Genomic DNA, 25,426 nt, shown 5'->3' with positions numbered 1-25,426 from the left:
GTCGCCCTCGCCCAGGGTGAGCTGCGGCCGACCGACGTGGCGCGCGGCTCGTGAAGGGGCAACTTGCCCGGATCTGACGACTTGGTGAAGATCCTGGGGTGACCTCGATACGACTCCCGTCCCGGAGCGGCGGCACCGGACGGCACTCGCGGCCCTCCGGCGCCGGCCGGGCCGCGGCCGTACTCGTGCTGGTGGTCCTCGGCGCGCTGATACCCGTGCTCGGCCCGTCCCCCGCGCTGCACGGCACCGGGGAGGCCGAGGCGCCCGGCACCGGCGGCATCGGCCTGCTGCGCACGGTGCTCTTCGCCGCGCTGAGCGTGCCGCTCGGCGAACTCTTCGTCAACCGGCTGGCCCGGTCCCTGCCCGGCGCTCCCCCGGACCGGCCGCGCAGCTGGACGCCGTACGCGGCGGCCGCCGGTTTCGTCGCCGCCCTGGGGCTGGCCTCGGTCGTGGCCACGGGCAACCTGGTGCCGGGCTCGGCCGCCGACGTCGACGTCGGCGGCCTCTACTCCTCCCGCGACGGCAAGCTGGCGCTCGTGGAGGTCAACGGGTTCCTCGCGGCCTGGCTGTGCGCGACCTCCCGCCGGCCCGGGCTCCAGGTCTGGCCGCTGGCCGCCGTGATCGTCGCGGAGCCGCTGCGCGCGCATCCCACGACCGAGTACAGCCCGCTGCTCGGCTCCGGTCTGACCCTCGTCCATCTGACCTGCGCCTCGCTGTGGGTGGGCGGTCTGCTGTACGCGCTGCGGGTGCTGCGGCGTTGGCGGGACGCCGAGGCGGGGCCCGCCCTGCTGGGGCTCTACGCGCGCGTGGCGGCCCTTCTGCTGGCGGCCCTCACGGCGACCGGCGTGTGCAGTTCGCTGCGCCGGATGCCGGCCGGCACGATCCTGGACCAGCTCACGGACACCGCGTACGGGCGCGTCCTGCTCGCCAAGGTGGTGCTGGTGGCCGCCGTCGCCGTCCTCGCGCTGTGGGCCAGGGTCCGGCTGGGCCGCGCCGCCGACCCGCTGGCCGCCTGCTCCCCCGCGCGCGCGGAGGTCGTCGCGCTGGGCGTGGTGGTCGCGGTGTCGGGGCTCCTGACGGCGCTTCCGGTGCCGATCCGCTGGTGAGTGCGCCCGCCAGGTGCCGCAACGCTCCCGCCGCGCCGAGGACTTGACGGCACGGGGCACCTGCCGGACCGGAGTGTCGGTCCCGGGCCGTATCCTCATTGACCATGCTCGAAGACCGTACGACCGCAGCGCCGTCCGCCACGGCGTGGCCGGCCGCGTATCCGCAGGGGTACGCGGTCGTCGACGTGGAGACCACCGGCCTGGCCCGCGACGACCGCATCATCTCGGCGGCCGTCTACCGGCTGGACGCCCGCGGCGAGGTCGAGGACCACTGGTACACCCTGGTCAATCCGCAGCGCGACCCGGGGCCGGTGTGGATACACGGTCTGACGAACGACGTACTCCGTGACGCGCCGCTCTTCCCGGACGTCGCGGAGGAGTTCGCGGCCCGGCTGGACGGCCGGGTCCTCGTCGCGCACAACGCCGTCTTCGACTGGCAGATGATCGCCCGCGAGTACGCGCGCGCGAAGCGCGAGGCGCCGGTGCGGCAACGGCTGTGCACCATCGCCCTGTCCAAGGCGCTCGACCTGCCGCTGCCCAACCACAAGCTGGAGTCGCTGGCCGCGCACTTCGGCGTCGTGCAGCAGCGGGCGCACCACGCGCTGGACGACGCGCGGGTGCTGGCGGAGGCGTTCCGGCCGAGCCTGCTGGCCGCGGCGGCGGGGGGCGTACGGCTGCCGCTGCACGAGTGCCGGCCGCTGACCGAGTGGTCGGACCGTCCCGCGCCCCGGATCGGGCAGCAGCCGAGCTACGGCAGCTACCGGCCGAACAGTTGGCGCCCCTCCCGCAAAAGGCCCGCATGCCCCTATCCCAACCCGGGCCGGTACGAAGAGGGCAAAAGACTCAAGCAGGGCATGCGGGTCGCCTTCTCGGGTGACACCTCCGTCGAGCGGGACCTGCTGGAGGACCGTGCCGCAGAGGCGGGGCTGCACGTCGCGACCAGCCTGTCCCGGCTGACCAGCCTGCTCGTCACCAACGACCCGGACTCGGGCACTTCGAAGGTGGTCAAGGCCCGGCAGTTCGGCACGCCGGTGGTGGACGAGGCGGCGTTCGGGCAGCTGCTCGCCGACGTCGAGCCGGCGGACACCGGGTCCTGAGGCACGCGGTCCCTCGGAGCCGTACGGACGGGTGATTCCGGGCGACTCGCCAGGCGCCCGCCCGCCCTTGTCCGCGAGGACGGCCCACCCTGTGGCGCATGGCGACATGTGAAGTCTGCGGCAACAGCTACGGAATGACCTTCGAGGTCCACGCCCAGGGCGCGGTGCACGTCTTCGACTGCTTCTCCTGCGCGATCCATCGGATGGCCCCCATCTGCGAGCACTGCCGGGTGCAGATCATCGGCCAGGGCGTCGAGGTCGACGGCCACTGGTTCTGCGGCGCCCACTGCGCCCGCGCGGAGGGGAGGGCGGGGATCGTCGACAAGGTGTGAGCCCTTCGCGTGACCGCCGGGCGAAGCCGTCGTTGAACCCACGCCGCGGCTCCGAAGTCGGACGTACTTCCCGCCCAAGCGGGGACGGCCCGCGGTAGACCCCACGACGCTGCGAGTCGGTCGTGTGCTCCCCGCCCGCGCGGGGCTGCGGCCCTCGCGGGGACCTCCCCGCGAGGGCCCGTCCCGGTCAAGGTACCGTCGATGCGTGTACCGCTTCCTGTTGTCCCGCCAGTGGGTGATCCTCACGCTGGTCGCCGTGCTGCTCATCCCCACGATGATCCGGCTGGGCTTCTGGCAGATGCACCGCTACGAGGAGCGCACCGCCCGGAACGACCTGGTCGCGCGTGCGCTCGAGGCGTCGCCGGTGCCCGTGGAGTCGCTGACCGAACCCGGCAAGAAGATCACCACGCGTGAGCGGTACCGCACCGTCACCGCGAAGGGCCGCTTCGACACGGACCGCGAGGTCGTCGTCCGCCGCCGCACCGACGGCGACGACAACATCGGCTACCACGTGCTGACGCCGTTCGTGCTGGACGACGGCAAGGTCATGCTGGTGAACCGGGGCTGGATCCCCGCGGACGGCCCGAGCCAGACGGAGTTCCCCGAGATCCCCGCACCGCCCCGGGGGGAGATCACCGTCACCGGGCGGCTGATGCCCGACGAGACGACCGAGGCGAGCGGCATCAAGGATCTCGAGGGCCTGCCGGACCGGCAGATCATGCTCATCAACAGCGAGCAGCAGGCCGAGCGCCTGGCCGCCCCGGTGCTCGGCGGGTACGTCGTCCTGAAGACGCCGGAGCCGAAGAAGGACACCCCGGAGCCGATCGGCAGGCCCGGCAACGAGAACGCCGCGCTGAACTTCGCCTACGCGATCCAGTGGTGGCTGTTCGCCGCGGCCGTCCCCGTCGGCTGGTGGTTCCTGGTCCGCCGCGAGAAGCGCGAGCGGGAGGCCGGCGAGGACGTGCGGCCCGCGGCGGCGGAACCCGCGACGGTGTAGCCGCGCGGTGGGAGCGTGCGGGCGGATTTGATTGCTCCGGCCGCGGCCGGGAAGAGGACAACCCGTGCACCCCGACATCGAGGACTACGCGCTCATCGGCGACCAGCAGACCGCGGCCCTGGTCGGCACGGACGGCTCCGTGGACTGGCTCTGCCTGCCCCGCTTCGACTCGGCCGCCTGCTTCGCCAAGCTGCTCGGCGACGAGGACAACGGCCACTGGCGCATCGCCCCCAAGGGCGCGGAGCGCTGCACGCGGCGTGCCTACCGGCCGGACACCCTCGTCCTGGACACCGAGTGGGAGACCGAGGACGGTGCGGTCCGCGTCACCGACCTGATGCCCCAGCGCGACCGCGCCCCCGACCTCGTGCGCATCGTGGAGGGCCTGAGCGGCGAGGTCACCGTGCACAGCGTGCTACGGCTGCGCTTCGACTACGGCTCGATCGTCCCGTGGGTGCGCCGGACCGACGGGCACCGGGTGGCCGTCGCCGGGCCGGACTCGGCGTGGCTGCGCAGCGAGCCGGAGGTGCACACGTGGGGCGAGGACTTCGGGACGCACGCGGAGTTCACCGTGGCCGCGGGCGAGAAGGTCGCGTTCGTGCTGACCTGGCACCCCTCGCACGAACCGCGGCCGCCACTGATCGACCCGTACATGTCGCTGGAGCACAGCGTCGAGGACTGGCGGGAGTGGGCTGCCCACTGCCGCTACGACGGTCCGCACCGGGACGCCGTAATCCGCTCCCTGATCACGCTGAAGGCACTCACGTACAAGCCCACCGGCGGCATCGTGGCCGCCCCCAGCACCTCGCTGCCCGAGGAGCCGGGCGGGGTGCGCAACTGGGACTACCGCTTCTGCTGGCTGCGCGACTCCACGCTCACCCTGGGCGCCCTGCTGTCGGCGGGCTACCTGGAGGAGGCGGAGGCCTGGCGCGACTGGCTGCTGCGCGCGGTCGCGGGCAACCCCGCCGACCTGCAGATCATGTACGGCGTCGCGGGCGAGCGGCGGCTGCCCGAGTTCGAGCTGCCGTGGCTGTCCGGCTTCGCCGAGTCCACCCCCGTCCGCGTCGGCAACGACGCGGTGAACCAGCTCCAGTTGGACGTGTACGGGGAGGTCATGGACTCCCTTTCGCTGGCCCGGCTGGCGGGGATGCGCCCGCGGCCGCAGATGTGGGAGCTGCAGTGCGCCCTGATGGACTTCCTGGCCACGGCGTGGCGGGAGCCCGACGAGGGACTGTGGGAGGTGCGGGGCGGGCGCCGGCAGTTCGTGCACTCGAAGGTGATGACGTGGGTGGCGCTGGACCGGGCGGTGCGCACCCTGGAGGACCACCCCGAGCTGGGTGGCGGTGACCTCGACGGGTGGCGGGCGCTGCGCGACGAGGTGCACCGCGAGGTGTGCGAGAAGGGCTACGACCCGGTGCGCAACACGTTCACCCAGTACTACGGCTCGCGGGAGCTGGACGCCTCGCTGCTGCTCGTGCCGCGCGTGGGCTTCCTGCCGCCGGACGACCCGCGTGTGGTCGGCACGGTCGACGCGATCGGCGCGGAGCTGACCCGGGACGGCCTGGTGCGCCGCTACAGCACCGGGGGCCGCCGGGTCGACGGGCTGCCGGGCGGCGAGGGGACGTTCCTGGTGTGCTCGTTCTGGTACGCGGACGCCCTGCACGCGACCGGCCGGACGAAGGAGGCGCGGGAGCTGTTCGAGCGGCTGGTGGGGCTCGCCAACGACGTGGGGCTGCTGGCCGAGGAGTACGACCCGGTGGCCGGACGCCAGCTCGGCAACTTCCCGCAGGCCTTCAGCCACGTCGGCCTGGTGAACACGGCCCTCGCCCTGTTCGGGCAGGAGAAGGCAGGATAGGGCCATGGATCTTGGACTGAAGGACCGGGTGTACGTCGTCACGGGAGCCACCCGGGGCCTGGGCAACGCCGCCGCGCGCGAGCTGGTCGCCGACGGGGCGAAGGTCGTCGTCACGGGGCGGGACGAGAAGAGCGTCGCTCAGGCTGCCGCGGCGCTGGGGGCAGGCGCGGTCGGGGTCGCCGCCGACAACGCCGACCCGGAGGCCGCCGGGCGGCTGGTCGCGACCGCCCGCGAGCGCTTCGGCCGTTTCGACGGCGTGCTGATCAGCGTGGGCGGGCCGCCGCCCGGGTTCGTCGCCGACACCACGGACGAGCAGTGGCAGGCGGCGTTCGAGTCGGTGTTCCTCGGCGCGGTGCGGCTGGCCCGGACGGCGGCGGCCGAGCTGGCGGAGGGCGGGGTGATCGGCTTCGTGCTGTCGGGCTCGGTGCACGAGCCGATCCCGGGCCTGACCGTCTCCAACGGGCTGCGCCCCGGGCTCGCGGGCTTCGCCAAGTCCCTCGCCGACGAGCTGGGCCCGCGCGGCATCCGCGTCGTCGGCCTGCTGCCGGGACGCGTCGACACCGACCGGGTGCGCGAGCTGGACGGGCTGTCCGCCGACCCGGAGGCGACCAGGGCGGCCGCCGAGTCCCGGATCCCGCTGCGCCGCTACGGTGCTCCGGAGGAGTTCGGCCGCGTGTCCGCGTTCCTGCTCTCCCCCGCGGCGTCGTACCTCACGGGCGTCATGCTCCCGGTGGACGGCGGCGTACGGCACGGGTTCTAGGACGGACGGGGCGCCGACCGGCGTTGGCCGAACGTGGTCGGCGCCCGGTGCGACGTGGTGGGGCGTCTCCCACGCCCTTGGGGCAGTGGAGGAGCGTGCGTCGCGCCGCCGGGCGGACGGGAACGCGACGGCGAGGCCGGCCGGCGGTGCGACCGGGGCGCCCGGCGGCGGGTGCCGGCACCGGTCCGTTCGAGCCGTTCGGCCCGGCGGCGGACACCGTGGGCGCGTCGCGGGGACGGAGCAAACGGGGGGCGTCCCGTTGGCCGGTGGCCCCCTCGGCCGGACCGCCCGGCTCAGCTCACCCGCTCGGCCCCGTGCTTGACGCCCCGCAGCTGGACCTCCGCCGGGAGGGACGGCAGGTGCGCCGAGTCGCGAGCGTGGATCAGGGCCCGGGTGGAGAGGTCGTACAGAGCTGTGCCGGGGTCCACGTGAGGGGCGAGGAGCAGCCGGATCCGGGCCGCCGGAGCGTCGCGGCGGCCGGTGAGCCGCACGCCGGCCCGTTCGACGCCGTCCACGCGGTCCGCCTCACCGGCAAGGACATCCTCCAGCGCCCTGCCGCGCAGGGTGGCGCCCTCGCCGTCCCCGGTGTCGACGAGGACCTCGGTGAGCCTGCGGCGGCGTACCACCGCGACCAGCCACCACAGGGCGAGCAGCAGCAGGACGGCGAGTGCGGCGATGACGACCGGCCACCACCAGCCGGCGTCCCGCCACCGGGTGCGTTCGGCGTCGCTGAGCAGCACGTCGTGCGGCCCCTGGTGGACCCACCAGGAGGGCGCGGGCGCGTCGAATCCCACGGCCAGCACCGCGCCGCCGAGCGCGAGCAGGACCAGGCCGGCCAGTCCGGTCAGTACCCGGTTCACGGTCCTGAGCACCGTGCTCACCCCTTCCGTCCGGGGCGCTTCACCCGCAGCGACACGGCGGGCGGCCGGGCCAGGCCGAGGCCGAGCACCGCTCCGTCGAGCACACCGTCAAGATCGGCCCGTACGTCGTCCAGTTCCCGGAAGTGCGACAGCGCCCGTACCCGGGCCCTGCGGCGGCGCATCCGCACCCGCGCCGCCTGCACCCCGGACACCTCCATGGCCCGGTCGCGCAGCACCGTGGCGGCGGCGTCGCGGTGCAGCCCGGCGCGTACGCCGGGGTGGGTGCGCCGCATCGGCAGCAGCCGGCGCAGCCCGGGGGTGAGGGCCAGCACGAGCAGCCAGAGCCCGAGGGCCGCGGCGACTCCCGCGCCGACCAGCACCCATGTGTCGTCGACCGGCCGTTCGGCGAGCTGCCGGGCCAGGTCCCGGCGCCAGCCGAGGGCGGACCGGCCGGCGCGCACGGCGGCGACGTCGTACAGGAAGGCCCCGGAGAGCAGCAGGAGCACGAGCGCGACGATGCCGGCGGGGACGCGGCGCGCGGACCAGAAGCGGCCGGCCCGGCCGGTGGCGGGCGCATCGGGGACGCCGGACTCGTACGGGCCCGGTTCCGTCTCCGTCCCGGTGCCGCGTTCCACGACGGGCAGGCGCTGGGTGCTGCCCTCTCCCGTCCCGGCCCCCTGGGGCTCGCTCATCGCGTCCTCCCGTGCCTCGCGCCGTACTCCGCCGCCAGGTGCAGCCGCTCCACCCGGACGGCGACCTCCGGCACCGCCATACCCACCAACGCGCGTACCCGCTGGACGACTTGGTGACGCACCCGGGCGCAGCGGGCGCCGATGTCGCACGGGTAGTCGAGTTCCAGGTGGACGCTGACACGGGCGGTGTCGTGGTGGACGACGACGGTGGCGTACGGGCGTGCCGCGTCCGGGTGCAACGGGCCGAGCGCCTCGCGTGCCGCCCGGGCGGCGATCTTGGCGACGACCCGGTCGGCGATCCGGGTGGCACCGCGCTCGCCGGGCGCCACTCGGGCCAGGGGCTGGAGGACCTCGCCGGCCGCGTCGCTCACGCCGGTCACCGCCGCCGGTCGTCGCGGCTGCGGAAGAAGTCACCGAGGTCCATGTCCCCCTCCAGGAGGCGGCCGACGACGAACCCTACCGCCCCCAGGGCCGCCACCAGCAGGAAGGCGCCGAAGCCGCCGAAGTAGCCGGCGAAGCCCAGTGCCATGCCGGCGATCATGCCGACCACGGCCATGCTCATGGTGCGCTCCCCTCATTCACCGCTCGGTCCTCTTCCCTCACGGTCGCCCTCACCTGATCCGGGGCTCCGGTTCCTCGTCCTCCTCGTCGGGCAGCTTGACGTCGCTCACCGCGATGTTGACCTCGACGACCTCGAGACCGGTCATCCGTTCCACCGCCGCGACCACGTTCTCCCGCACGTCCCGGGCCACGTCCTCGATCGACACGCCGTACTCGACGACGATCTCCAGGTCGAGGGCGGTCTGCTTCTCGCCGACCTCGGCCTTCACCCCGCGTGTCACCCCCGACTTCGTCCCACCGGGGACCCGGTCGCGCACGGCGCCGAAGGTGCGCGACATGCCGCTGCCCATCGCGTGCACACCGGCGACGTCGCGTGCCGCCATTCCGGTGATCTTCTCCACGACGCCGTCGGCGATGGTGGTCCGCCCCCGGGTGCCGGGGGCGCCGCCGCCGCGCCGGGGCGTCTGCCCCTTGGCCGTTCCGGAGGTCTCGCTGGTGTCCGATCCGCTTCGGTGGCTTTCCATGTCGCTCATCGCCGTACGTCCCTTCCGGTCGTAGTTCTGTTGACCACGTTAGGCGGGGTTGCCCGGGCCCGCTCCACGGACGCGGCAGGTTGGAGGACGGGTGCGGCCCGCGGGCTGCGGATCGGGCTCGTGGATCCGGACGAGGCGGGGGAAGCCGCCGTCCGGCCCCCGGGGCCGCACCCCGGGGGCGTTCTTACTCCCCGAGCCCCGCCAGGTCGCGCAGCCGGCGTCCCTGGGCGGCCCGTTCGGCGATGCGCTGGCTCTCGTAGTCCCGCCTCTGGGCGCCCAGGAGCAGCGCCTTGGTCTCGACGACCGCGTCGCGGGGCGCGGCCAGGATCGCCGACACCAGGTCGTGCACCGCGGGGTCGAGCTGGTCCGCGGGCACGGCGAGATTGGCCAGGCCGGTGCTCACGGCCTCCTCGGCCGCGACGAAGCGCCCGGTCGCGCAGATCTCCAGCGCGCGGGCGTATCCGACCAAAGACACCAGGGGATGCGTGCCCGTCAGATCCGGCACCAGGCCGAGGCTGGTCTCGCGCATGGCGAACTGCACGTCGTCCGCGACGACCCGCAGGTCGCAGGCGAGGGCCAGCTGGAAGCCCGCCCCGATGGCGTGCCCCTGCACGGCGGCGACCGACACGAGATCGCTGCGCCGCCACCAGGTGAACGCCTCCTGGTACTCGGCGATGGTCGCGTCCAGCTCGGCGTCACCGCCCCGCGCGAGGTCGATGAACGACGGTTCGCCGTCGAAGCCCTCGGGCGTGAACGCCTGCCGGTCGAGCCCGGCCGAGAAGGACTTGCCCTCGGCCCGCAGCACCACGGCCCGGACGGAGCCCGGCAGCAGCCGGCCGGCCTCGGTGAGCGCCCGCCACAGAGCGGGGCTCTGCGCGTTGCGCTTGGCCGGGTTGGTCAGCGTCACCGTGGCGATCGCGTCGTCGACGGTGAGCCGTACGCCGTCCTGGTCGAGTGCGGGACCGGGGTCGTGGGCGGGCGAAGCCATGGGGCGCCTCCGAAAGGTGCGGTCGTCGTCCCCGCCGCGCGCCGGACGGTGCGCCGTACCACGGCAGGGCTAAGTGACTGCACAGTAACCACCCGGGCGGTCGGACGACCGACCGGGTGGCCACCATCGCTTTCGGAACGCGTTCGAAGCCGGGGGTGCCCGGGACGTCAGGCCGATGCGGCCTTTTTGCCCCGGGTAGCCCCGCCACGCCCTCGGAGCGTGACGCCCGACTCGCTGAGCATGCGGTGCACAAAGCCATACGAGCGGCCGGTTTCCTCGGCCAACGCCCGGATGCTCGCACCGGCGTCGTACTTCTTCTTCAGGTCTGCCGCGAGCTTGTCGCGCGCGGCGCCGGTCACCCGGCTGCCCTTCTTCAGAGTCTCGGCCACCCGTGCCTCCTCATGGGAAGTGCGCTCTGGTCTTCTCATGATCACCCCTCCAGGCGCTCATGGCCACCCATTCGGCAAGGTCGATGGGACGAGGTGGTGACGACAGGAGCGGGTCCCCACATACGGAACCTGTAATTCCAGAGAATCGGGCGCGTTCGGCCGAACGGGTTTCTCCGCGAAATTCCAGGTCAGAAAGGCGTCACGGCCGGGGCCCCGGCGATGGGGGCCCCGGCCGCGAAATCGATGTAGGACACACCTCTTGATGAGGAGATCTCACACAGATGGTGGATCACGGATCGGCCGAATGATCCATCACCAGTGGATCACCCGTTCGATCAAGCGAAGGCGACACGCGGGCGCGCGCGACGATCAGGCGAGGGCGACGAGGTCCGCGTAGTCGGCACCCCACAGGTCCTCGACACCGTCCGGAAGGAGGATGATCCGCTCCGGCTGGAGCGCCTCGACGGCGCCCTCGTCGTGGGTGACGAGGACGACGGCGCCCTTGTAGGTGCGCAGCGCGCCCAGGATCTCCTCGCGGCTGGCCGGGTCGAGGTTGTTGGTGGGCTCGTCCAGGAGCAGCACGTTCGCCGAGGACACCACGAGGGTGGCCAGCGCCAGCCGGGTCTTCTCGCCGCCGGAGAGGACGCCGGCGGGCTTGTCGACGTCGTCGCCGGAGAACAGGAACGACCCCAGCGTCTTGCGGACGTCCACGAGGTCGAGGTCGGGATTGGCCGAGCGCATGTTCTCCAGGACGGAGCGCTCCGGGTCGAGGGTCTCGTGCTCCTGCGCGTAGTAGCCGAGCTTGAGACCGTGGCCCTCGATCACCTGGCCGGTGTCGGGCTTCTCGACGCCGCCGAGGAGGCGCAGCAGCGTGGTCTTGCCCGCGCCGTTGAGGCCGAGGATGACGACCCGGGAACCCTTGTCGATGGCCAGGTCGACGTCGGTGAAGATCTCCAGCGAGCCGTACGACTTGGACAGGCCCTCGGCGGTGAGCGGGGTCTTGCCGCAGGGCGCGGGCTCCGGGAAGCGGAGCTTGGCGACCTTGTCGGACTGGCGGACCGCCTCCAGGCCGGAGAGCAGCTTGTCCGCGCGGCGGGCCATGTTCTGCGCGGCCACGGTCTTGGTGGCCTTGGCGCGCATCTTGTCGGCCTGCGAGTGCAGGGCGGCGGCCTTCTTCTCGGCGTTGGCACGCTCGCGCTTGCGGCGCTTCTCGTCGGCCTCGCGCTGCTGCTGGTAGAGCTTCCAGCCCATGTTGTAGACGTCGATCTGGGAGCGGTTGGCGTCCAGGTAGAACACCTTGTTGACGACCGTCTCGACCAGGTCCACGTCGTGGGAGATCACGATGAAGCCGCCGCGGTAGGTCTTCAGGTAGTCGCGCAGCCAGATGATCGAGTCGGCGTCGAGGTGGTTGGTGGGCTCGTCGAGGAGCAGGGTGTCGGCGTCCGAGAACAGGATCCGGGCCAGCTCGATGCGGCGGCGCTGACCGCCGGAGAGCGTGTGCAGGGGCTGGCCGAGGACCCGGTCGGGCAGGTTGAGCGCGGCGGCGATGGTGGCGGCCTCGGCCTCGGCGGCGTACCCGCCCTTGGTGAGGAACTCGGTCTCCTGGCGCTCGTACTGCCTGAGCGCCTTGTCGCGGGTGGCGCCCTGGCCGTTCGCGATGCGCTGTTCGTTCTCCCGCATCTTGCGGATCAGGACGTCCAGACCGCGGGCGGACAGGATGCGGTCGCGGGCGAGGACGTCGAGGTCGCCGGTGCGCGGGTCCTGCGGCAGGTAGCCGACCTCGCCGGAGCGGGTGACGGCACCGGCGGCGGGCTGGCCCTCACCGGCCAGGACCTTGGTGAGGGTGGTCTTGCCGGCGCCGTTGCGGCCGACCAGGCCGATGCGGTCGCCCTTGGCGACGCGGAAGGTGGCGCTCTCGATGAGGACACGGGCACCGGCACGCAGCTCGATGCCGGAGGCGGAGATCACGGTCAGACTCCTGGGCGGGTGGATTGGCGGGGTGGGCGGCTGTGGAGGATCCCGCCGTCTAATGCACGAGGAGAATGGCCATGAGGGCCAGTCTAACGGGGCGGTGCAACCGCTTTTCCACGAGCGCCGTCCGGGCGTCCCGCGGGCGCCGTCCCGGCGCTGTCGGTGCCTGGTGCAAGACTGGGCGAAACAAGCCCAATCAGTCACTACGGGCCACCGGCTCACAAGGGAGTGATCGGCATGACAGGCGACGAAGGCGCACGCCCGAGCATCTACCCGACGCTGCAGTACGCGGACGCCAAGGCGGCGATCAGGCAGCTCACCGAGGCCCTCGGCTTCACGGAACTCGCGGTGTACGAGGGCGAGGACGGCTCGGTCGTCCACGCCGAGCTGACCCAGGGCAACGGCGCGGTCATGGTCGGCTCGAAGGGCAGGGGCGGCCGCTTCGACGAGGCGATGAAGAGCGGCAGCACCGCGGGGGTGTACGTCGTGGTGGCGGACGTCGACGCCCACCACCGGCGGGCCGTGGAGCACGGCACGGAGATCCTGATGCCCCCGACCGACCAGGACTACGGCTCGCGGGACTACATGGCCCGCGACCTGGAGGGCAACGTCTGGAGCTTCGGGACCTACGCGCCGGAGGTACGCGGGTAGCCTCCGGCGCGGTGCCCGTGGGCCCTCCGGGCTCAGCCGCCCCCGGTGTGGACCTGGAAGGCCGCCCGGCGGACGGCCTTGGCCAGCGCGGGGTCGGGATGCGCGGCGGCGAGGGCCACCAGGACCTGCACGGTGCGGGGGTGGCCGACGGCACGGACCTCGTCGAGCAGGGCCGGGACGGTGGCCTGCACCGCCGACTCCAGGTGACGCACGAGCAGCGGCGCCTCCCCGTGGTCGGCGACGGCCGCCGCGGTGTCGACCCACAGCCAGGTGGCCTCCGGGCGGGTGAGCACCTCGTGGGCGTCCTCGGGGTCGGCGCCGTCGTGCTCGGCCAGCCACAGCAGGGCGTACGGGCGCAGCGTCGGCTCGTCGAGGACGCCGCGCACGTCGGGCTCGGCGGGGGCGCCGACGACCCGCAGCGCGTCGAAGGCCAGGCCGCGCAGCAGGGCGTCCTCGCCGCGGGCGGCGCCGAGCAGTTCGGCGACGGCGCTGCCGACGGGACGGGCGGCGAGCCAGGCGCGGTACTCGTCGCGGGCGGCGTTGGGGCGGAGCCGGGCGCAGCCGCGGAGCATGGCCTCGGCCGACTGCTCGATGTGGCCGGCCGGGCTCTGCGCGGCGACGCAGATCTGCTCCAGCTTGACCCAGACCGCCCAGCTGCCCAGCGGGGTGAGCGTGGCGTGCCCGTCGCCGCAGGTGAGAGCGCCGACGGAGGCGAGGGCGTGCAGGGCCCAGTCGAGGAGCGGGGCGAGCGGGGTGTCGGTGGCGGGGCCCGGTTCCGGCTCGGCGCCCGGGGTGCCGGGCTCCAGCCGGGGGCCGTAGGGCACCTCGCAGCGTTCGGTGCGCAGTTCGGTGACGCGCTGCTCCAGCAGGTCCAGGAGCTGCGCCACGGGGACGGGTCCGGCGGACAGCTGGAGGAAGGAGAGCACCTGGGGCATCGCGGAGACGACCTCGGCGACGACGGCGGGCTCCTCCGGGGGCTCGGGGTGGGCGAGCGACCAGGCGTCGAAGAGGGCGACCCAGCCGCGCAGCACGGCGCTGTCGTCGCGGTTCCAGGCGCGCAGCCGCCAGCCGGGGCGTGCGCTGTCGCCGTGCACCTCGATCAGTCCGGCGAGGCGGGCGGTGTCCCAGTCCGCGCGCACCTTGGCCACGGTGAGGCCCAGTTCGCGGGCCGCCTGGTCGGCGGTGGCGTCGGACAGGGTGGCCTTGCCGTCGGCGGTCGCGCTGCCGCGGCCGGGGCCGAGGGCGGAGTCGGCCCAACGGGCGACGCGGGCCGCGTCGGCAAGACCGGAGCGCGCCATTCCGGCCAGCTCCGACCGGGCCGGTGTGCCTTCCGGCGGGCGCGGCGCGGGGCGGCGCGGACGCCGCTGATTGATCGCTTGGGGGGCGGCGGCCAGGGGTCGCGGGCGGACGAGTCGAAGCCTGGAGTCGCGCGGGATACGGGACGTCACGGGTGCAGTCTTCCGGTTGACGGTCCGAAAACCCAAACGGAATGCCCCGGCGGCCTCCTGGAACGGCGGACGCGAGGCCCGGGCGCGCTGCCCGGGCACCGGATCAGGCCACTGGTACGGCGTCAACCGGAACCGGAGCGACGCGCACGGGAACAGCGGCGGACGGGGGCCGTGACAGGGGTGCCGCGGGGGTCACACCAGGGGGGTCATGAAGCGGCGGAGGGTCTCCTCGTAGTCCTCGGGATCGGCGTTCCACATGGCACCGTGCGGGGCGTCGCGGACGGTGTGGAGGGCGACCAGGCGCGAGTGGGTGTCGGCGAGGCGGCGGGAGAGGCGCCAGGGGGCCACCGCGTCGCCGGGGCCGTGGAAGATCAGGGTCGGGACCGCCGGGCGGTACAGGCCCGCCATACCGGCGTCCCGGTCGGCGTGCAGACCGGCGCGGCCCTGCGCGGCCCGGACGGCGAGCGGGAGGAGCGCGCCGGGGACGTGGCGAGCGGCGGCCAGGGCGCGCAGGGTGGTCTCCCAGCTGAGGACCGGGGAGTCCAGGACGAGACCCGCGATGCGCTCGCGCACGCCGGAGAGCGCGGCGGTGCGCAGGGCCATGGTGGCTCCGGTGGACCAGCCGAGCAGGACGACCTGGCGGGCACCGTGGTCGAGGGCGTAGCGCACGGCCGCGTCCACGTCGCGCCACTCGGTCTCGCCGAAGTGGTGCAGCCCGTCGGGCGAGGGCGGCCCGCCGACGTCGCCGCGGTAGGCGAGGGCGAGGACCGCGACGCTCCTGCGGTGCAGGGGGGCGATCAGGTTCAGGGCGTGTTCGCGGGTGGCGGCCAGGCCGTGCACGGCGATGATCCAGGTCGGGCGGGCCCCGGGCACGAACCAGGCCGGCAGCGGACCGAGTTCCCCCGGCACCTCGACGTCGGTGTAGTCGATGCCGAGGGCCGTGCCCGGGTTGCCGACGTACAGGTTCGGGGTGAACCACGCCCGGTCGCCGGCCTCGAGGGTGCCGTGCGTGACGCGTTCGAGGCGGCGTACGACGGTGTCGGCGCCGTGTTCGGCGGTGCCGAGGACCGGGCCGACGACCGCGTGCGACCCGTCGCCGGCGAGCCCGTACCGGCCGGGGCGCAGCGCGGCCAGATCCCGGGTGAGGGTGATCTGCCCGGCGGCGGTGCCGTGCACGGTGAGCCGGGGCTCGGTGGGCAGGGGCCGGCCGGGGGGCGCCTTGAGCGCGGCGTCGCTGGCGAGCCGGCCGGCGGCGACGCTCGCCGCCCCGGTCGCCAGGGCGGCGGTGACGGCGGCTGCCGTTGCGGTGACAGTGCGCATGGGGCCAGTCTCCTGGGGGAGTCCTCGGGCGGCCAGTGGACGCGTGACAGTGGGTGACGAGGTTGCCTGTGTGTCCCGTAGCCGGTACCCCCCGAGCCGTCCGCCCACGCATCACGGGGCGAGCCCGGGTCACCCGTCGCCGTGGCCCGTCGCCGCCGAAAGGCGGCCCCGCTGCTCCGACGCGGCGGCTGGGCGTTCGAGTGCGGCACCCTCCGGGCGCTCTTCGGCATATCCCGCTCCGCGCGGCGTCTCCCGGCCCGGCGCGGCGCCCTCCGGGACCACCGCAACCCCCGAGCCCGGCGCGGCACCTCCGACCCCCGGCACGGCACCCCCCGGGCCCGGCACGACACCCTCCCGGACCACCACAGCGCCCCCGGACCCCGCACGGCACCTCCGACCCCCGGCACGGCACCCCCCGGCCCGGCACGACACCCTCCCGGACCACCACAGCGCCCCCGAGCCCGGCGCGGCACCTCCGACCCCCGGCACGGCACCCTCGGACCCAGTGCACCGCCCTCCGGGCCCGGCGCGGCGCCTCCGGCCCCCGCGCGGCATCTTCCCGCCCGGCGTCTCGGCGCGCAGTGCGATGCCCGCTGTCCGGCCCGATGCCCCCGCGGCGCGGGTACGTCGGCGTGTGGCCGGATCGGTCCGGTCGAGTGGACTCGGGCCGTGCGGCGGGGCCACCGGGCGTCGCGGGGCGGACGGGCACCCCGGGCCGGCCCCGGTGTCAGCCTCGCTGCCCGTATCCCCGCAGGCGCTCGGCGGCCTCCGCCAGCTGAGCCGGTGTCAGCAGGGACGGCGAGTGGCCCGGCACCGAGGAGGCCGTCAGCCACAGGCGGCACATCCACTCGAGCTGGGCGGTGCGGTCGTAGGCCTGGTCGAGCGAGGCGCCGTAGGTGATGGTGCCGTGGTTGCGGAGCAGGCAGCCGGTGCGGCCGGCGAGGGCGTCGAGCATGCCGCGGGCGAGTTCGTCGGTGCCGTAGGCCGCGTACGGGGCGACCCGGACGGGGCCGCCGAGCGCGGCGGTCATGTAGTGCACCGGCGGGAGTTCCGGCACGAGCAGCGAGACCGCCGTGGCGTGCACGGCGTGGGTGTGGACGACGGCTCGGGCGCCGGGGTCGGCTCGGTACACGGCCAGGTGCATGGGCAGTTCGCTGGTGGGGACCAGGGTGCCGAGCACCTGCCGTCCGTCCAGGTCGACGCCGGTCATGTCGCGCGGGGTCAGACGGTCGTAGGACACGCCCGACGGGGTGACCAGGACCGTGTCGCCGACGCGCACCGAGACGTTCCCGGAGGTGCCCACCACGAGTCCGTCGGCAACCGTCCGCCGGGCCGTGGCGACGAGTTCCGCCCAGGCCCCTTCCCTGGCCGGCTCCGCGGTCGGGTCCCCGGCCGTTCTCCGGGCCGCCTCCCCACCTGGATCTTCGGCCGTTTCCCGGGCCGGCTCCGCGGCCCCTTCCGCCCCTCCGGCCCGCGAATACGTCACAGTCACCGTCTCCTCCCGGGCCGTCCGAGGCCCCTCGCGTGCCGTCGCCGGACGGCCTCCCGGTGATCCTGCCAGGGACGTCTCCGGAGAGCACCGGAGCGGGCACGCAGAGGGAGGCCCGGACACCGCTTCCGGTCACCGTGACGCCCTGCTCAGTTCATCTTCCGTTCACCCTGGTTACCTACGTTCGACGCGCCAACGACCTCGAACGATTGCCTGGGTAAATGGAAAGCTTCTCGCTGATCCTCGCGATTGTGGTGGTAACCGCACTCGCGTTTGATTTCACGAACGGTTTCCACGACACCGCGAACGCGATGGCAACGACCATTTCGACCGGTGCGCTCAAGCCCAAGGTGGCGGTGGCGATGTCCGCCGTCCTCAACCTTGTAGGCGCCTTCCTCTCCGTGGAGGTCGCCAACACGATCTCCAAGGGTCTCGTCGACGAGACCGGCATCCGTCCCGAGGTCATCTTCGCCGCACTGGTCGGCGCGATCCTCTGGAACCTGCTGACCTGGCTGGTCGGACTCCCGTCCAGTTCCTCGCACGCCCTGATGGGCGGCCTGATCGGTGCCGCCGTCGCCTCGGCCGGCATCGGCGCGGTCAACGGCGACGTGCTCGTCACCAAGGTGCTCCTCCCCGCGATCGCCGCCCCGATCGTGGCCGGCCTCGCGGCGTTGCTCGCGACCCGGATGACGTACTCGCTGGGCCGCAGGGCCGACGGCAAGGCCGCCGCGAAGGGCTACCGCGCCGGCCAGATCGCCTCCGCCGGCCTGGTGTCGCTGGCGCACGGCACCAACGACGCCCAGAAGACGATGGGCATCATCACCCTCGCCCTGATCGCCGGCGGTTCGCTCGCCCCCGACTCCGACCCGCCGGTGTGGGTCATCCTGTCCGCGGGCCTGGCCATCGCGCTCGGCACCTACCTGGGCGGCTGGCGCATCATCCGCACCATGGGCAAGGGCCTGACCGACCTCCAGCCGCAGCAGGGCTTCGCCGCCCAGACCAGTGCCGCGACGGTCATCCTGGCCTCCTCCCACCTCGGCTTCTCCCTCTCCACCACACACTCGGTCTCCGGTGCGGTCATGGGCGCGGGTCTCGGCCGCAAGGGCGGCGTGGTCCGCTGGTCCACGGCCACCCGGATGTTCGTCGCCTGGGGTCTGACGCTGCCGGCCGCCGCCCTGGTCGCCGCGCTCGCCGAGTGGGTCTGCCGCGCCGGTGACTGGGGCACGGCCCTGGTCGCGGTCTTCCTGGTCGCCTCCAGCTTCGCGATCTGGCGGTTCTCCCGCCGTGAGGTCGTCGACCACACCAACGTCGTCGACGCCGAGGAGCCCGGGGCCGCCGAGCCGGCCGGTGTGGTCACCACGGCGATGGCCGCCGTGTCGCCGCCCCCGGCGGGCACCACCGAGGACCTGACGGCCACCGTCGCGGCCCCGGCCGCCGCCCCCGACTCCAAGGCCCCCACGGCCACCACCGTCTGAGCCCGCGTCCCGGGTACGAAGGAAGCGAACCTCCATGAGCATCGACTGGGCAGCCCTGGGCTCCGTCTTCGGCGTCAGCCTCGTGGCCACGGTGGCCCTGGTGGGCCTGTTCACCCTCGGCATCGTCGGCCTCTCCCGCCAGGAGCGGGCGGTCGCCCAGGGCGGCACCGCGACCCTCGCGGTCGCCGGCGCGTACGCCTGCTTCGCGGCCTGCACGGCGGCGGTGGCGTACGGGATCTATCTGATCGTCGCCTGAGCATCGCCCGGCCCACGGGCGCACGCTGCGGGGCGGGGCGCGGAACGGACTCGAACCGTTCCGCGCCCCGCCTTTTCGCGTGCCGGCGCACACCGCTCGCGTGTGGGCCTTCGCACACTCCCCCGTCGCAGGTCAACGCCAGGTTGACGGGTGTTCGCGGACCGTGGTGGACTTCCTGGGCCATCTACGGCGGCAGGAGAGGAAGCCCGGTGCGAATCCGGCGCGGTCCCGCCACTGTGACCGGGGAACAGGAGTCCCCGGGAGCCAGGAACTCTCACCGCCGGACTCTTCGAACCAGGGCGTGGACACCCTGAGTGAGGACATGACGCGATGCCCGGCTGCCGCCACCGATCGACGCCCCGTACCAGGTGCCTCCCTGCCCGTGTGACCGGCTGAACCCGTGCGTGCCGGACGCGTCTTCGCGTACGGCGCCACCGCCGGCCTCCTCGGCGACCTCCTCCTCGGCGACCCGCGCCGCGGACACCCGGTCGCCGCGTTCGGCCGTGCCGCGGGCGCCGTGGAACAGGTGCTGTGGCGGGACCACCGGGGCCGGGGCGCCGTGCACACCGCCGTGTGCGCCGGTGGCGCCGCCGCCCTCGGGCTGGCCGCCTCCCGTGCCCTGCGCCGCTCCCCCGCCGCCTCCGTCGCCCTGACCGCGGCGGCCACCTGGGCCGTGGTCGGCGGCACCTCGCTGGCCCGCGAGGCGAAGGCCGTCGGCCGTGCCCTGGAGGCCGGGGACGTCGAGGCGGCCCGGGCCCGGCTGCCGCACCTGTGCGGGCGGGACCCGCAGGCGCTGGACGCCGACGGCATCGCCCGGGCCGTCGTGGAGTCCGTCGCCGAGAACACCTCGGACGCCGTCGTGGGCGCTCTGGTGTGGGGTGCCGTCGCCGGAGTGCCGGGGCTGCTCGGCTTCCGCGCCGTCAACACGCTGGACGCGATGGTCGGTCACAAGTCGCCCCGGTACCGCCGCTACGGCTGGGCCTCGGCCCGCCTCGACGACCTCGCGGGCTGGCCGGGCGCCCGCCTGACCGCCGTACTGACCACCGTCGCCGGTGGCGACCCGCGGGGCGCCGTACGGGCCTGGCGCGCGGACGCCGCACGGCACCCGAGCCCCAACGCCGGGCCCGTGGAGGCCTCGTTCGCGGGCGCCCTCGGCGTGCGGCTCGGCGGGACGCTCTCCTACGGCGGGCGCATCGAGCACCGGCCCGTCCTCAACGGGGCGGCGGGACGCGCCGTCCGAGCGTCCGGCACCGGCGACATCGACCGTGCCGTAAGCCTGTCCCGGCGCGTGGGCTGGCTGGCGCTGGGTGTGTGCGCGGGCGCGCGGCTGCTCGTGCGAAAGGCCGCCTCCTCGAACAACCGGGGCGTCACGAAGGGACGTACGTCATGAACGGTGGCCTGCTCGTCGCCGGCACCACCTCCGACGCCGGCAAGAGCGTCGTCACCGCCGGGATCTGCCGCTGGCTGGTGCGCCAGGGCGTGAAGGTGGCGCCCTTCAAGGCGCAGAACATGTCGCTCAACTCCTTCGTGACCCGCGAGGGCGCCGAGATCGGGCGGGCGCAGGCCATGCAGGCCCAGGCCTGCCGGGTGGAGCCGACCGCGCACATGAACCCCGTGCTGCTCAAGCCCGGCGGGGAGCGCAGCAGCCAGGTCGTGCTGCTGGGCAGGCCCGTCGGCGAGATGACCGCCCGCGGCTACCACGGCGGACGCCAGGAGCGGCTGCTCGGCACGGTGCTGGACTCGCTCGCCGAACTGCGCGCCTCCTACGACGCGGTGATCTGCGAGGGCGCGGGCAGCCCGGCCGAGATCAACCTGCGCCGCACCGACATCGTCAACATGGGGATCGCGCGGGGCGCCGGCCTCCCCGTCCTGGTCGTCGGCGACATCGACCGCGGGGGCGTCTTCGCCTCCTTCTTCGGCACGGTGGCGCTGCTGGCGCCCGAGGACCAGGCGCTGGTCACCGGGTTCCTGGTGAACAAGTTCCGGGGTGACGTGTCGCTCCTGGAGCCCGGGCTGGAGATGCTGCACGGCCTCACCGGGCGGCGGACGTACGGCGTGCTGCCCTTCCGGCACGGGCTCGGCATCGACGAGGAGGACGGCCTGCGGGTCTCGCTGCGCGGGACCGTGCGGGAGTCCGTCGTCGCGCCGCCGGTCGGCGAGGACGTGCTGCGGATCGCCGTCTGCGCGGTCCCGCTGATGTCCAACTTCACGGACGTGGACGCGCTGGCCGCCGAACCGGGCGTGGTCGTGCGGTTCGTGGACCGGCCGGAGGAGCTGGCCGACGCCGACCTGGTGATCGTGCCGGGGACGCGCGGGACGGTGCGGGCGCTTCAGTGGCTGCGGGAGCGGGGGCTGGCGGACGCGATCGCCCGGAGGGTCGCCGAGCGGCGGCCCGTGCTCGGGATCTGCGGCGGCTTCCAGGTCCTCGGCGAGCACATCGAGGACGACGTCGAGTCCCGTGCCGGTCGCGTGGACGGGCTGGGACTGCTGCCCGTACGGGTGCGGTTCGACCGCGAGAAGACCCTCGCCCGGCCGGTGGGCGAGGCCCTCGGCGAGCGCGTCGAGGGGTACGAGATCCACCACGGGGTCGCCGAAGTGACAGGCGGGGAACCCTTCCTGGACGGCTGCCGGGTCGGCCAGACCTGGGGCACGCACTGGCACGGCTCGCTGGAGTCGGACGGCTTCCGGCGGGCGTTCCTGCGCGAGGTGGCCGCCGCCGCGGGCCGCCGCTTCGTGCCGGCCCCCGACACCTCGTTCGCCGCGCTGCGCGAGGAGCAGCTCGACCGGCTCGGCGACCTGATCGAACACCACGCGGACACCGACGCGCTGTGGCGGCTCATCGAGTCCGGCGCGCCGCAAGGACTGCCCTTCATTCCACCGGGAGCGCCCGCATGAGCACAGTGCTGTTGTTGTCGACCGCCGACACGGACCTGCTGGCGGCCCGAGCGTCGGACGCCGCCTACCGGATCGGCAACCCGACCCGGGTCGACGTCCGCGAGGAACTGCCGGGCCTGGTCGAGGGCGCGGACCTCGCCGTCGTCCGCCTGCTCGGCGGCAAGCGCGCCTGGGAGGACGGGCTGGCCGCGCTGAAGACCGCCGGCATCCCGACCGTCCTGCTCGGCGGCGAGAGCGTGCCGGACGCGGAGCTGATGGCCGAGTCGTCGGTCCCGGCCGGCGTGGTGGCTCAGGCGCTGCGCTACCTGGTCGAGGGCGGCCCCGACAACCTCACCCAGCTCGCAAGGTTCCTGTCCGACACGGTGCTGCTGACCGGCGAGGGCTTCGACGAGCCGCGGAAGATGCCGGAGTACGGCGTCCACGGCTTGCGGGACGTCGTGGCGGGCCGCCCGACGGTCGGCGTGCTCTTCTACCGCGCCCACCAGCTCAGCGGCAACACCGCGTTCGTCGACACGCTGTGCGACGCGATCGAGGCACGCGGCGCCAACGCCCTGCCGGTGTACTGCGGTTCGCTGCGCGGCGCCGACCCCGGGCTGTACGAGCTGCTGGGCCGGGCCGACGCCCTGGTCGCCACGGTCCTCGCGGCCGGCGGCACGCACGCCTCGCAGGCGTCGGCGGGCGGTGACGAGGAGGCCTGGGACATCGGCGCGCTGGCCGACCTGGACATCCCGGTGCTGCAGGGGCTCTGCCTCACCTCCTCCCGGGCCGCCTGGGAGGCCTCGGACGCCGCGCTCTCCCCGATGGACGCGGCGATGCAGGTCGCGATCCCGGAGTTCGACGGGCGGCTGGTCACGGTGCCGTTCTCCTTCAAGGAGCAGGGCCCGGACGAGGTGCCGGTCTACGTCGCCGACCCCGAGCGGGCCGCGCGCGTCGCCGGGATCGCCGTACGGCACGCGGCGCTCGGGCACAAGCCGAACGCGGACAAGAAGCTCGCGCTGGTCTTCACGGCGTACCCGACCAAGCACTCCCGGGTCGGCAACGCGGTCGGTCTCGACACCCCGGCGTCGGCGGTGCGGGTGCTGGACGCGCTCAAGGACGCGGGGTACGGAGTCACCGAGTACCCCGCCGAGGGCGACGAGCTGATCCACCGGCTGATCGAGGCCGGCGGCCACGACGTGGAGTGGCTGACGGAGGACCAGCTGGCGGCGGCGCCCGCACGGGTGCCGCTGGCCGACTACCGGGCCTGGTTCGAGAAGCTGGACCCGGAGCTGCGGGACGGCATGCGGGAGGCGTGGGGCGAGCCGCCGGGTTCGCTGTACGTGGACGGCGACGACATCGTGCTGGCCTCCCTGCAGTTCGGGAACGTCGTGGTGATGATCCAGCCGCCGCGCGGCTTCGGGGAGAACCCGATCGCGATCTACCACGACCCGGACATGCCGCCGTCGCACCACTACATGGCCGCCTACCGCTGGCTGGAGCACAGCTTCGGCGCCGACGCGATCGTGCACATGGGCAAGCACGGCACGATGGAGTGGCTGCCGGGCAAGGGGCTGGGGCTGAGCGCCGGTTGCGCGCCGGACGCGGTGCTCGGCGACCTGCCGCTGATCTACCCCTTCATCGTCAACGACCCCGGCGAGGGCACCCAGGCCAAGCGGCGCGGCCACGCCACGGTGGTGGACCACCTCGTGCCGCCGATGGCGCGCGCCGACACCTACGGCGACCTGGCCAAGCTGGAGCAGCTGCTCGACGAGTACGCGCTCGTCTCCGACCTGGACCCGGCGAAGGCGCCGGCGGTCCGCGCGCAGATCTGGACGCTGGTCAAGGCCGCCGAGCTCCACCACGACCTGCACGTGGACGACCAGCCGGACGACGACGACTTCGACGAGTTCGTCATGCACATCGACGGCTACCTGTGCGAGATCAAGGACGTGCAGATCCGCGACGGCCTGCACATCCTGGGCGGCGGCCCGGTCGGCGAGCCGCGCGTCAACCTCGTCCTCGCGGTACTGCGCGCCTCGCAGGTGTGGGGCGGGCAGGCGAACGCGCTGCCGGGCCTCAGAGCGTCCCTGGCCGAGCACTTCGGCCTGGTGGAGAAGGAACTGCTGGCCGAGCCGGGCGCCCCGGTGAAGGTGCCGGTGGAGCTGACGGACCTGGTGGACGGCCCGGCGCGGTCGGCGGCGGACGCTGTCGACCTGCTGGAGCAGCTGTGCCGGCGGGTCGCGGAGGGCATGGAGCTGCGGGCGTGGGACACGGCGGCCGTGCCGGGTCTGGTCCGCGACGTGCTCGGCACCGAACTCCCCGACGCGGTGGCGGTGCTGGAGTTCGCCTGCGCGGAGGTCGTACCGCGCCTCGCCCGGACCACGGACGAGATCGGGCACATCCTGCGGGCCCTGGACGGCGGTTACGTCCCGGCCGGGCCGTCGGGCTCCCCGACCCGCGGCCTGGTCAACGTCCTGCCGACCGGCCGCAACTTCTACTCCGTCGACCCGAAGGCCATCCCCTCCCGGCTCAGCTGGGAGGTGGGCCAGTCGCTGGCCGACTCGCTGATCCAGCGGTACCTGAACGACACGGGCGAGTACCCGAAGTCGGTCGGCCTCACGGTGTGGGGCACGTCCGCGATGCGTACCCAGGGCGACGACATCGCCGAGATCCTGGCGCTGCTGGGCTGCCGCCCGGTCTGGGACGACGCCTCGCGCCGGGTGACGGGCTTCGAGGTGGTGCCGCTCACGGAGCTGGGCCGGCCGCGCGTGGACGTCACGGTGCGCATCTCGGGGTTCTTCCGGGACGCGTTCCCGCACGTCGTCGGGTTGATCGACGACGCGGTGCGGGCGGTGGCGGAGCTGGACGAGCCCGCCTCGCAGAACTTCGTCCGCGCGCACGCCGACGAGGACACCGCCGAGCACGGCGACCGGCGCCGGGCGACCTCTCGCATCTTCGGCTCCAAGCCGGGCGCGTACGGCGCGGGTCTGCTCCCGCTGATCGACGCGCGGAACTGGCGCAGCGACGCGGACCTCGCCGAGGTGTACGCGGTGTGGGGCGGCTACGCCTACGGGCGCGGGCTGGACGGGCGTGCGGCGCGCGGGGACATGGAGACGGCGTTCCGGCGGATCGCGGTGGCGGCGAAGAATGTCGATACACGTGAACATGACATCGCGGATGCGGACGACTACTTCCAGTACCACGGCGGCATGGTCGCCATGGTGCGGCACCTGACGGGCGAGAGTCCGGAGGCGTACGTCGGCGACTCGGCCACCCCCGACCAGGTGAAGACCCGGACGCTGGGCGAGGAGACCCACCGCGTCTTCCGCGCCCGCGTCGTCAACCCGCGCTGGATGGCGGCGATGCGGCGGCACGGCTACAAGGGCGCCTTCGAGATGGCGGCCACCGTGGACTACCTCTTCGGCTACGACGCCACGGCGGGGGTCGTGGACGACTGGATGTACGAGCGGCTCAGCGCCGAGTACGTCTTCGCCCCCGAGAACCGGGACTTCATGAAGAAGTCCAACCCCTGGGCGCTGCGCGGCATCACCGAGCGGCTGCTGGAGGCCGCCGACCGGGGGCTGTGGGCGGAGCCGGACCAGGAGACCCTGGACCGGCTCCGGGCGACCTACCTCGAGCTTGAGGGAGATCTGGAGGGGGACGCGTGATCTCCCCGAATATCCCCGCGGGTGCGGGGAGCACAGCAGCAGTTCGACCAGGTGGTCGTGCAGCAGCGGACCATCCCCGTCCTGACGTGGAGCACGCGACCGCTCTG

Annotated in this window: 23 protein-coding genes and 1 riboswitch; of the genes, 12 read left to right on the top strand and 11 right to left on the bottom strand. The window is 73.9% G+C overall.

Going from position 1 to position 25,426, the window contains the following annotated elements; translation table 11 throughout:
• Window positions 1-98: 98 nt before the first annotated feature.
• From AB0P07_RS17175 to AB0P07_RS17150, 6 genes are all read left to right on the top strand, one after another.
• Window positions 99-1,106, top strand: coding sequence for a CopD family protein (locus tag AB0P07_RS17175; protein ID WP_365551189.1), 1,008 nt, complete (start codon window positions 99-101; stop codon window positions 1,104-1,106).
• A gap of 104 nt (window positions 1,107-1,210) precedes the next feature.
• Window positions 1,211-2,203, top strand: a complete 993-nt coding sequence (locus AB0P07_RS17170; protein ID WP_365551187.1) for a DEDDh family exonuclease — start codon at window positions 1,211-1,213, stop codon at window positions 2,201-2,203.
• Window positions 2,204-2,301: 98 nt separating this feature from the next.
• Window positions 2,302-2,535 (top strand): hypothetical protein, encoded by a 234-nt coding sequence (locus AB0P07_RS17165; RefSeq protein WP_365551185.1) that lies wholly within the window; start codon window positions 2,302-2,304, stop codon window positions 2,533-2,535.
• A 205-nt stretch (window positions 2,536-2,740) separates the two neighbouring features.
• The gene (locus AB0P07_RS17160) at window positions 2,741-3,532 is read left to right on the top strand and encodes an SURF1 family protein (protein ID WP_365551182.1); all 792 of its coding nucleotides are present in this window, start codon (window positions 2,741-2,743) and stop codon (window positions 3,530-3,532) included.
• Between the two features lie 64 nt (window positions 3,533-3,596).
• A complete protein-coding gene (locus AB0P07_RS17155; protein WP_365551179.1) occupies window positions 3,597-5,384 on the top strand; it encodes a glycoside hydrolase family 15 protein in 1,788 nt (595 codons plus the stop codon).
• 4 nt (window positions 5,385-5,388) lie between these two features.
• Complete coding sequence (locus tag AB0P07_RS17150; protein WP_365551176.1) at window positions 5,389-6,144, top strand: SDR family oxidoreductase; 756 nt, start codon at window positions 5,389-5,391, stop codon at window positions 6,142-6,144.
• 293 nt (window positions 6,145-6,437) lie between these two features.
• Here AB0P07_RS17150 and amaP read toward each other — a convergent pair whose 3' ends face one another.
• The 8 genes from amaP to AB0P07_RS17110 all read right to left on the bottom strand — a co-directional run bounded on the left by amaP (window position 6,438) and on the right by AB0P07_RS17110 (window position 12,135).
• Complete coding sequence (amaP, locus tag AB0P07_RS17145) at window positions 6,438-7,025, bottom strand: alkaline shock response membrane anchor protein AmaP (protein ID WP_365551174.1); 588 nt, start codon at window positions 7,023-7,025, stop codon at window positions 6,438-6,440.
• Entirely contained in the window at window positions 7,022-7,696 is a 675-nt protein-coding gene (locus AB0P07_RS17140; RefSeq protein WP_365551171.1) for a DUF6286 domain-containing protein, read from the bottom strand. The genes amaP and AB0P07_RS17140 overlap by 4 nt, the downstream gene beginning before the upstream one ends.
• A complete protein-coding gene (locus AB0P07_RS17135) occupies window positions 7,693-8,076 on the bottom strand; it encodes a hypothetical protein (RefSeq protein ID WP_365551168.1) in 384 nt (127 codons plus the stop codon). Before AB0P07_RS17135 ends, AB0P07_RS17140 begins: the two co-directional genes overlap by 4 nt.
• Window positions 8,073-8,258, bottom strand: coding sequence for a hypothetical protein (locus AB0P07_RS17130; protein WP_031047637.1), 186 nt, complete (start codon window positions 8,256-8,258; stop codon window positions 8,073-8,075). Before AB0P07_RS17130 ends, AB0P07_RS17135 begins: the two co-directional genes overlap by 4 nt.
• Window positions 8,259-8,307: 49 nt before the next feature.
• A complete protein-coding gene (locus AB0P07_RS17125; protein WP_365551165.1) occupies window positions 8,308-8,790 on the bottom strand; it encodes an Asp23/Gls24 family envelope stress response protein in 483 nt (160 codons plus the stop codon).
• Window positions 8,791-8,974: 184 nt separating this feature from the next.
• Window positions 8,975-9,778, bottom strand: a complete 804-nt coding sequence (locus AB0P07_RS17120) for an enoyl-CoA hydratase/isomerase family protein (protein WP_365551162.1) — start codon at window positions 9,776-9,778, stop codon at window positions 8,975-8,977.
• Window positions 9,779-9,945: 167 nt separating this feature from the next.
• Window positions 9,946-10,167 (bottom strand): helix-turn-helix domain-containing protein, encoded by a 222-nt coding sequence (locus AB0P07_RS17115; protein ID WP_018567695.1) that lies wholly within the window; start codon window positions 10,165-10,167, stop codon window positions 9,946-9,948.
• A gap of 369 nt (window positions 10,168-10,536) precedes the next feature.
• Window positions 10,537-12,135, bottom strand: coding sequence for an ABC-F family ATP-binding cassette domain-containing protein (locus AB0P07_RS17110; protein WP_102930906.1), 1,599 nt, complete (start codon window positions 12,133-12,135; stop codon window positions 10,537-10,539).
• A 240-nt stretch (window positions 12,136-12,375) separates the two neighbouring features.
• On the opposite strand from AB0P07_RS17110, the gene AB0P07_RS17105 reads away from it, so the two are divergent.
• Window positions 12,376-12,789: a VOC family protein gene (locus tag AB0P07_RS17105; protein ID WP_365551158.1), complete on the top strand. Its 414-nt coding sequence runs from the start codon at window positions 12,376-12,378 to the stop codon at window positions 12,787-12,789.
• A 32-nt stretch (window positions 12,790-12,821) separates the two neighbouring features.
• Here AB0P07_RS17105 and AB0P07_RS17100 read toward each other — a convergent pair whose 3' ends face one another.
• The 3 genes from AB0P07_RS17100 to AB0P07_RS17090 form a co-directional block, all read right to left on the bottom strand.
• Window positions 12,822-14,237 (bottom strand): hypothetical protein, encoded by a 1,416-nt coding sequence (locus AB0P07_RS17100; protein WP_365551155.1) that lies wholly within the window; start codon window positions 14,235-14,237, stop codon window positions 12,822-12,824.
• A gap of 192 nt (window positions 14,238-14,429) precedes the next feature.
• Complete coding sequence (locus tag AB0P07_RS17095) at window positions 14,430-15,557, bottom strand: alpha/beta fold hydrolase (protein ID WP_365551152.1); 1,128 nt, start codon at window positions 15,555-15,557, stop codon at window positions 14,430-14,432.
• A 727-nt stretch (window positions 15,558-16,284) separates the two neighbouring features.
• Window positions 16,285-17,043, bottom strand: coding sequence for a class II aldolase/adducin family protein (locus AB0P07_RS17090; RefSeq protein ID WP_365551149.1), 759 nt, complete (start codon window positions 17,041-17,043; stop codon window positions 16,285-16,287).
• 224 nt (window positions 17,044-17,267) lie between these two features.
• On the opposite strand from AB0P07_RS17090, the gene pitH reads away from it, so the two are divergent.
• The 5 genes from pitH to cobN all read left to right on the top strand — a co-directional run bounded on the left by pitH (window position 17,268) and on the right by cobN (window position 25,319).
• On the top strand, window positions 17,268-18,521 hold the full coding sequence (pitH, locus tag AB0P07_RS17085) for a low-affinity phosphate transporter PitH (RefSeq protein WP_365551146.1): 1,254 nt from the start codon (window positions 17,268-17,270) through the stop codon (window positions 18,519-18,521).
• Window positions 18,522-18,555: 34 nt separating this feature from the next.
• The gene (locus tag AB0P07_RS17080) at window positions 18,556-18,777 is read left to right on the top strand and encodes a hypothetical protein (protein WP_365551143.1); all 222 of its coding nucleotides are present in this window, start codon (window positions 18,556-18,558) and stop codon (window positions 18,775-18,777) included.
• A gap of 149 nt (window positions 18,778-18,926) precedes the next feature.
• Window positions 18,927-19,072: riboswitch (cobalamin riboswitch) on the top strand.
• Window positions 19,073-19,177: 105 nt separating this feature from the next.
• A complete protein-coding gene (locus tag AB0P07_RS17075) occupies window positions 19,178-20,167 on the top strand; it encodes a cobalamin biosynthesis protein (protein ID WP_365551140.1) in 990 nt (329 codons plus the stop codon).
• A complete protein-coding gene (locus AB0P07_RS17070) occupies window positions 20,164-21,672 on the top strand; it encodes a cobyric acid synthase (RefSeq protein ID WP_365551137.1) in 1,509 nt (502 codons plus the stop codon). The genes AB0P07_RS17075 and AB0P07_RS17070 overlap by 4 nt, the downstream gene beginning before the upstream one ends.
• Complete coding sequence (cobN, locus tag AB0P07_RS17065) at window positions 21,669-25,319, top strand: cobaltochelatase subunit CobN (protein WP_365551134.1); 3,651 nt, start codon at window positions 21,669-21,671, stop codon at window positions 25,317-25,319. Before AB0P07_RS17070 ends, cobN begins: the two co-directional genes overlap by 4 nt.
• The last annotated feature ends 107 nt before the right edge of the window (window positions 25,320-25,426 follow it).

The organism is Streptomyces sp. NPDC085944 (assembly GCF_040686295.1).
Lineage (GTDB): Bacteria > Actinomycetota > Actinomycetes > Streptomycetales > Streptomycetaceae > Streptomyces > Streptomyces salinarius.
Note: the sequence above shows the minus strand (reverse complement) of the source record. Positions and strands in the feature narration are given on the sequence as shown.

Excerpts from the sequence above, each read along its gene's own strand:
- AB0P07_RS17170 (WP_365551187.1), top strand. The coding sequence starts at position 1,211 with ATGCTCGAAGACCGTACGACCGCAGCGCCGTCCGCCACGGCGTGGCCG.
- AB0P07_RS17165 (WP_365551185.1), top strand. The coding sequence starts at position 2,302 with ATGGCGACATGTGAAGTCTGCGGCAACAGCTACGGAATGACCTTCGAG.
- AB0P07_RS17150 (WP_365551176.1), top strand. The coding sequence starts at position 5,389 with ATGGATCTTGGACTGAAGGACCGGGTGTACGTCGTCACGGGAGCCACC.
- AB0P07_RS17140 (WP_365551171.1), bottom strand. The coding sequence starts at position 7,696 with ATGAGCGAGCCCCAGGGGGCCGGGACGGGAGAGGGCAGCACCCAGCGC.
- AB0P07_RS17130 (WP_031047637.1), bottom strand. The coding sequence starts at position 8,258 with ATGAGCATGGCCGTGGTCGGCATGATCGCCGGCATGGCACTGGGCTTC.
- AB0P07_RS17125 (WP_365551165.1), bottom strand. The coding sequence starts at position 8,790 with ATGAGCGACATGGAAAGCCACCGAAGCGGATCGGACACCAGCGAGACC.
- AB0P07_RS17120 (WP_365551162.1), bottom strand. The coding sequence starts at position 9,778 with ATGGCTTCGCCCGCCCACGACCCCGGTCCCGCACTCGACCAGGACGGC.
- AB0P07_RS17105 (WP_365551158.1), top strand. The coding sequence starts at position 12,376 with ATGACAGGCGACGAAGGCGCACGCCCGAGCATCTACCCGACGCTGCAG.
- AB0P07_RS17095 (WP_365551152.1), bottom strand. The coding sequence starts at position 15,557 with ATGCGCACTGTCACCGCAACGGCAGCCGCCGTCACCGCCGCCCTGGCG.
- pitH (WP_365551146.1), top strand. The coding sequence starts at position 17,268 with ATGGAAAGCTTCTCGCTGATCCTCGCGATTGTGGTGGTAACCGCACTC.
- AB0P07_RS17080 (WP_365551143.1), top strand. The coding sequence starts at position 18,556 with ATGAGCATCGACTGGGCAGCCCTGGGCTCCGTCTTCGGCGTCAGCCTC.
- AB0P07_RS17070 (WP_365551137.1), top strand. The coding sequence starts at position 20,164 with ATGAACGGTGGCCTGCTCGTCGCCGGCACCACCTCCGACGCCGGCAAG.
- cobN (WP_365551134.1), top strand. The coding sequence starts at position 21,669 with ATGAGCACAGTGCTGTTGTTGTCGACCGCCGACACGGACCTGCTGGCG.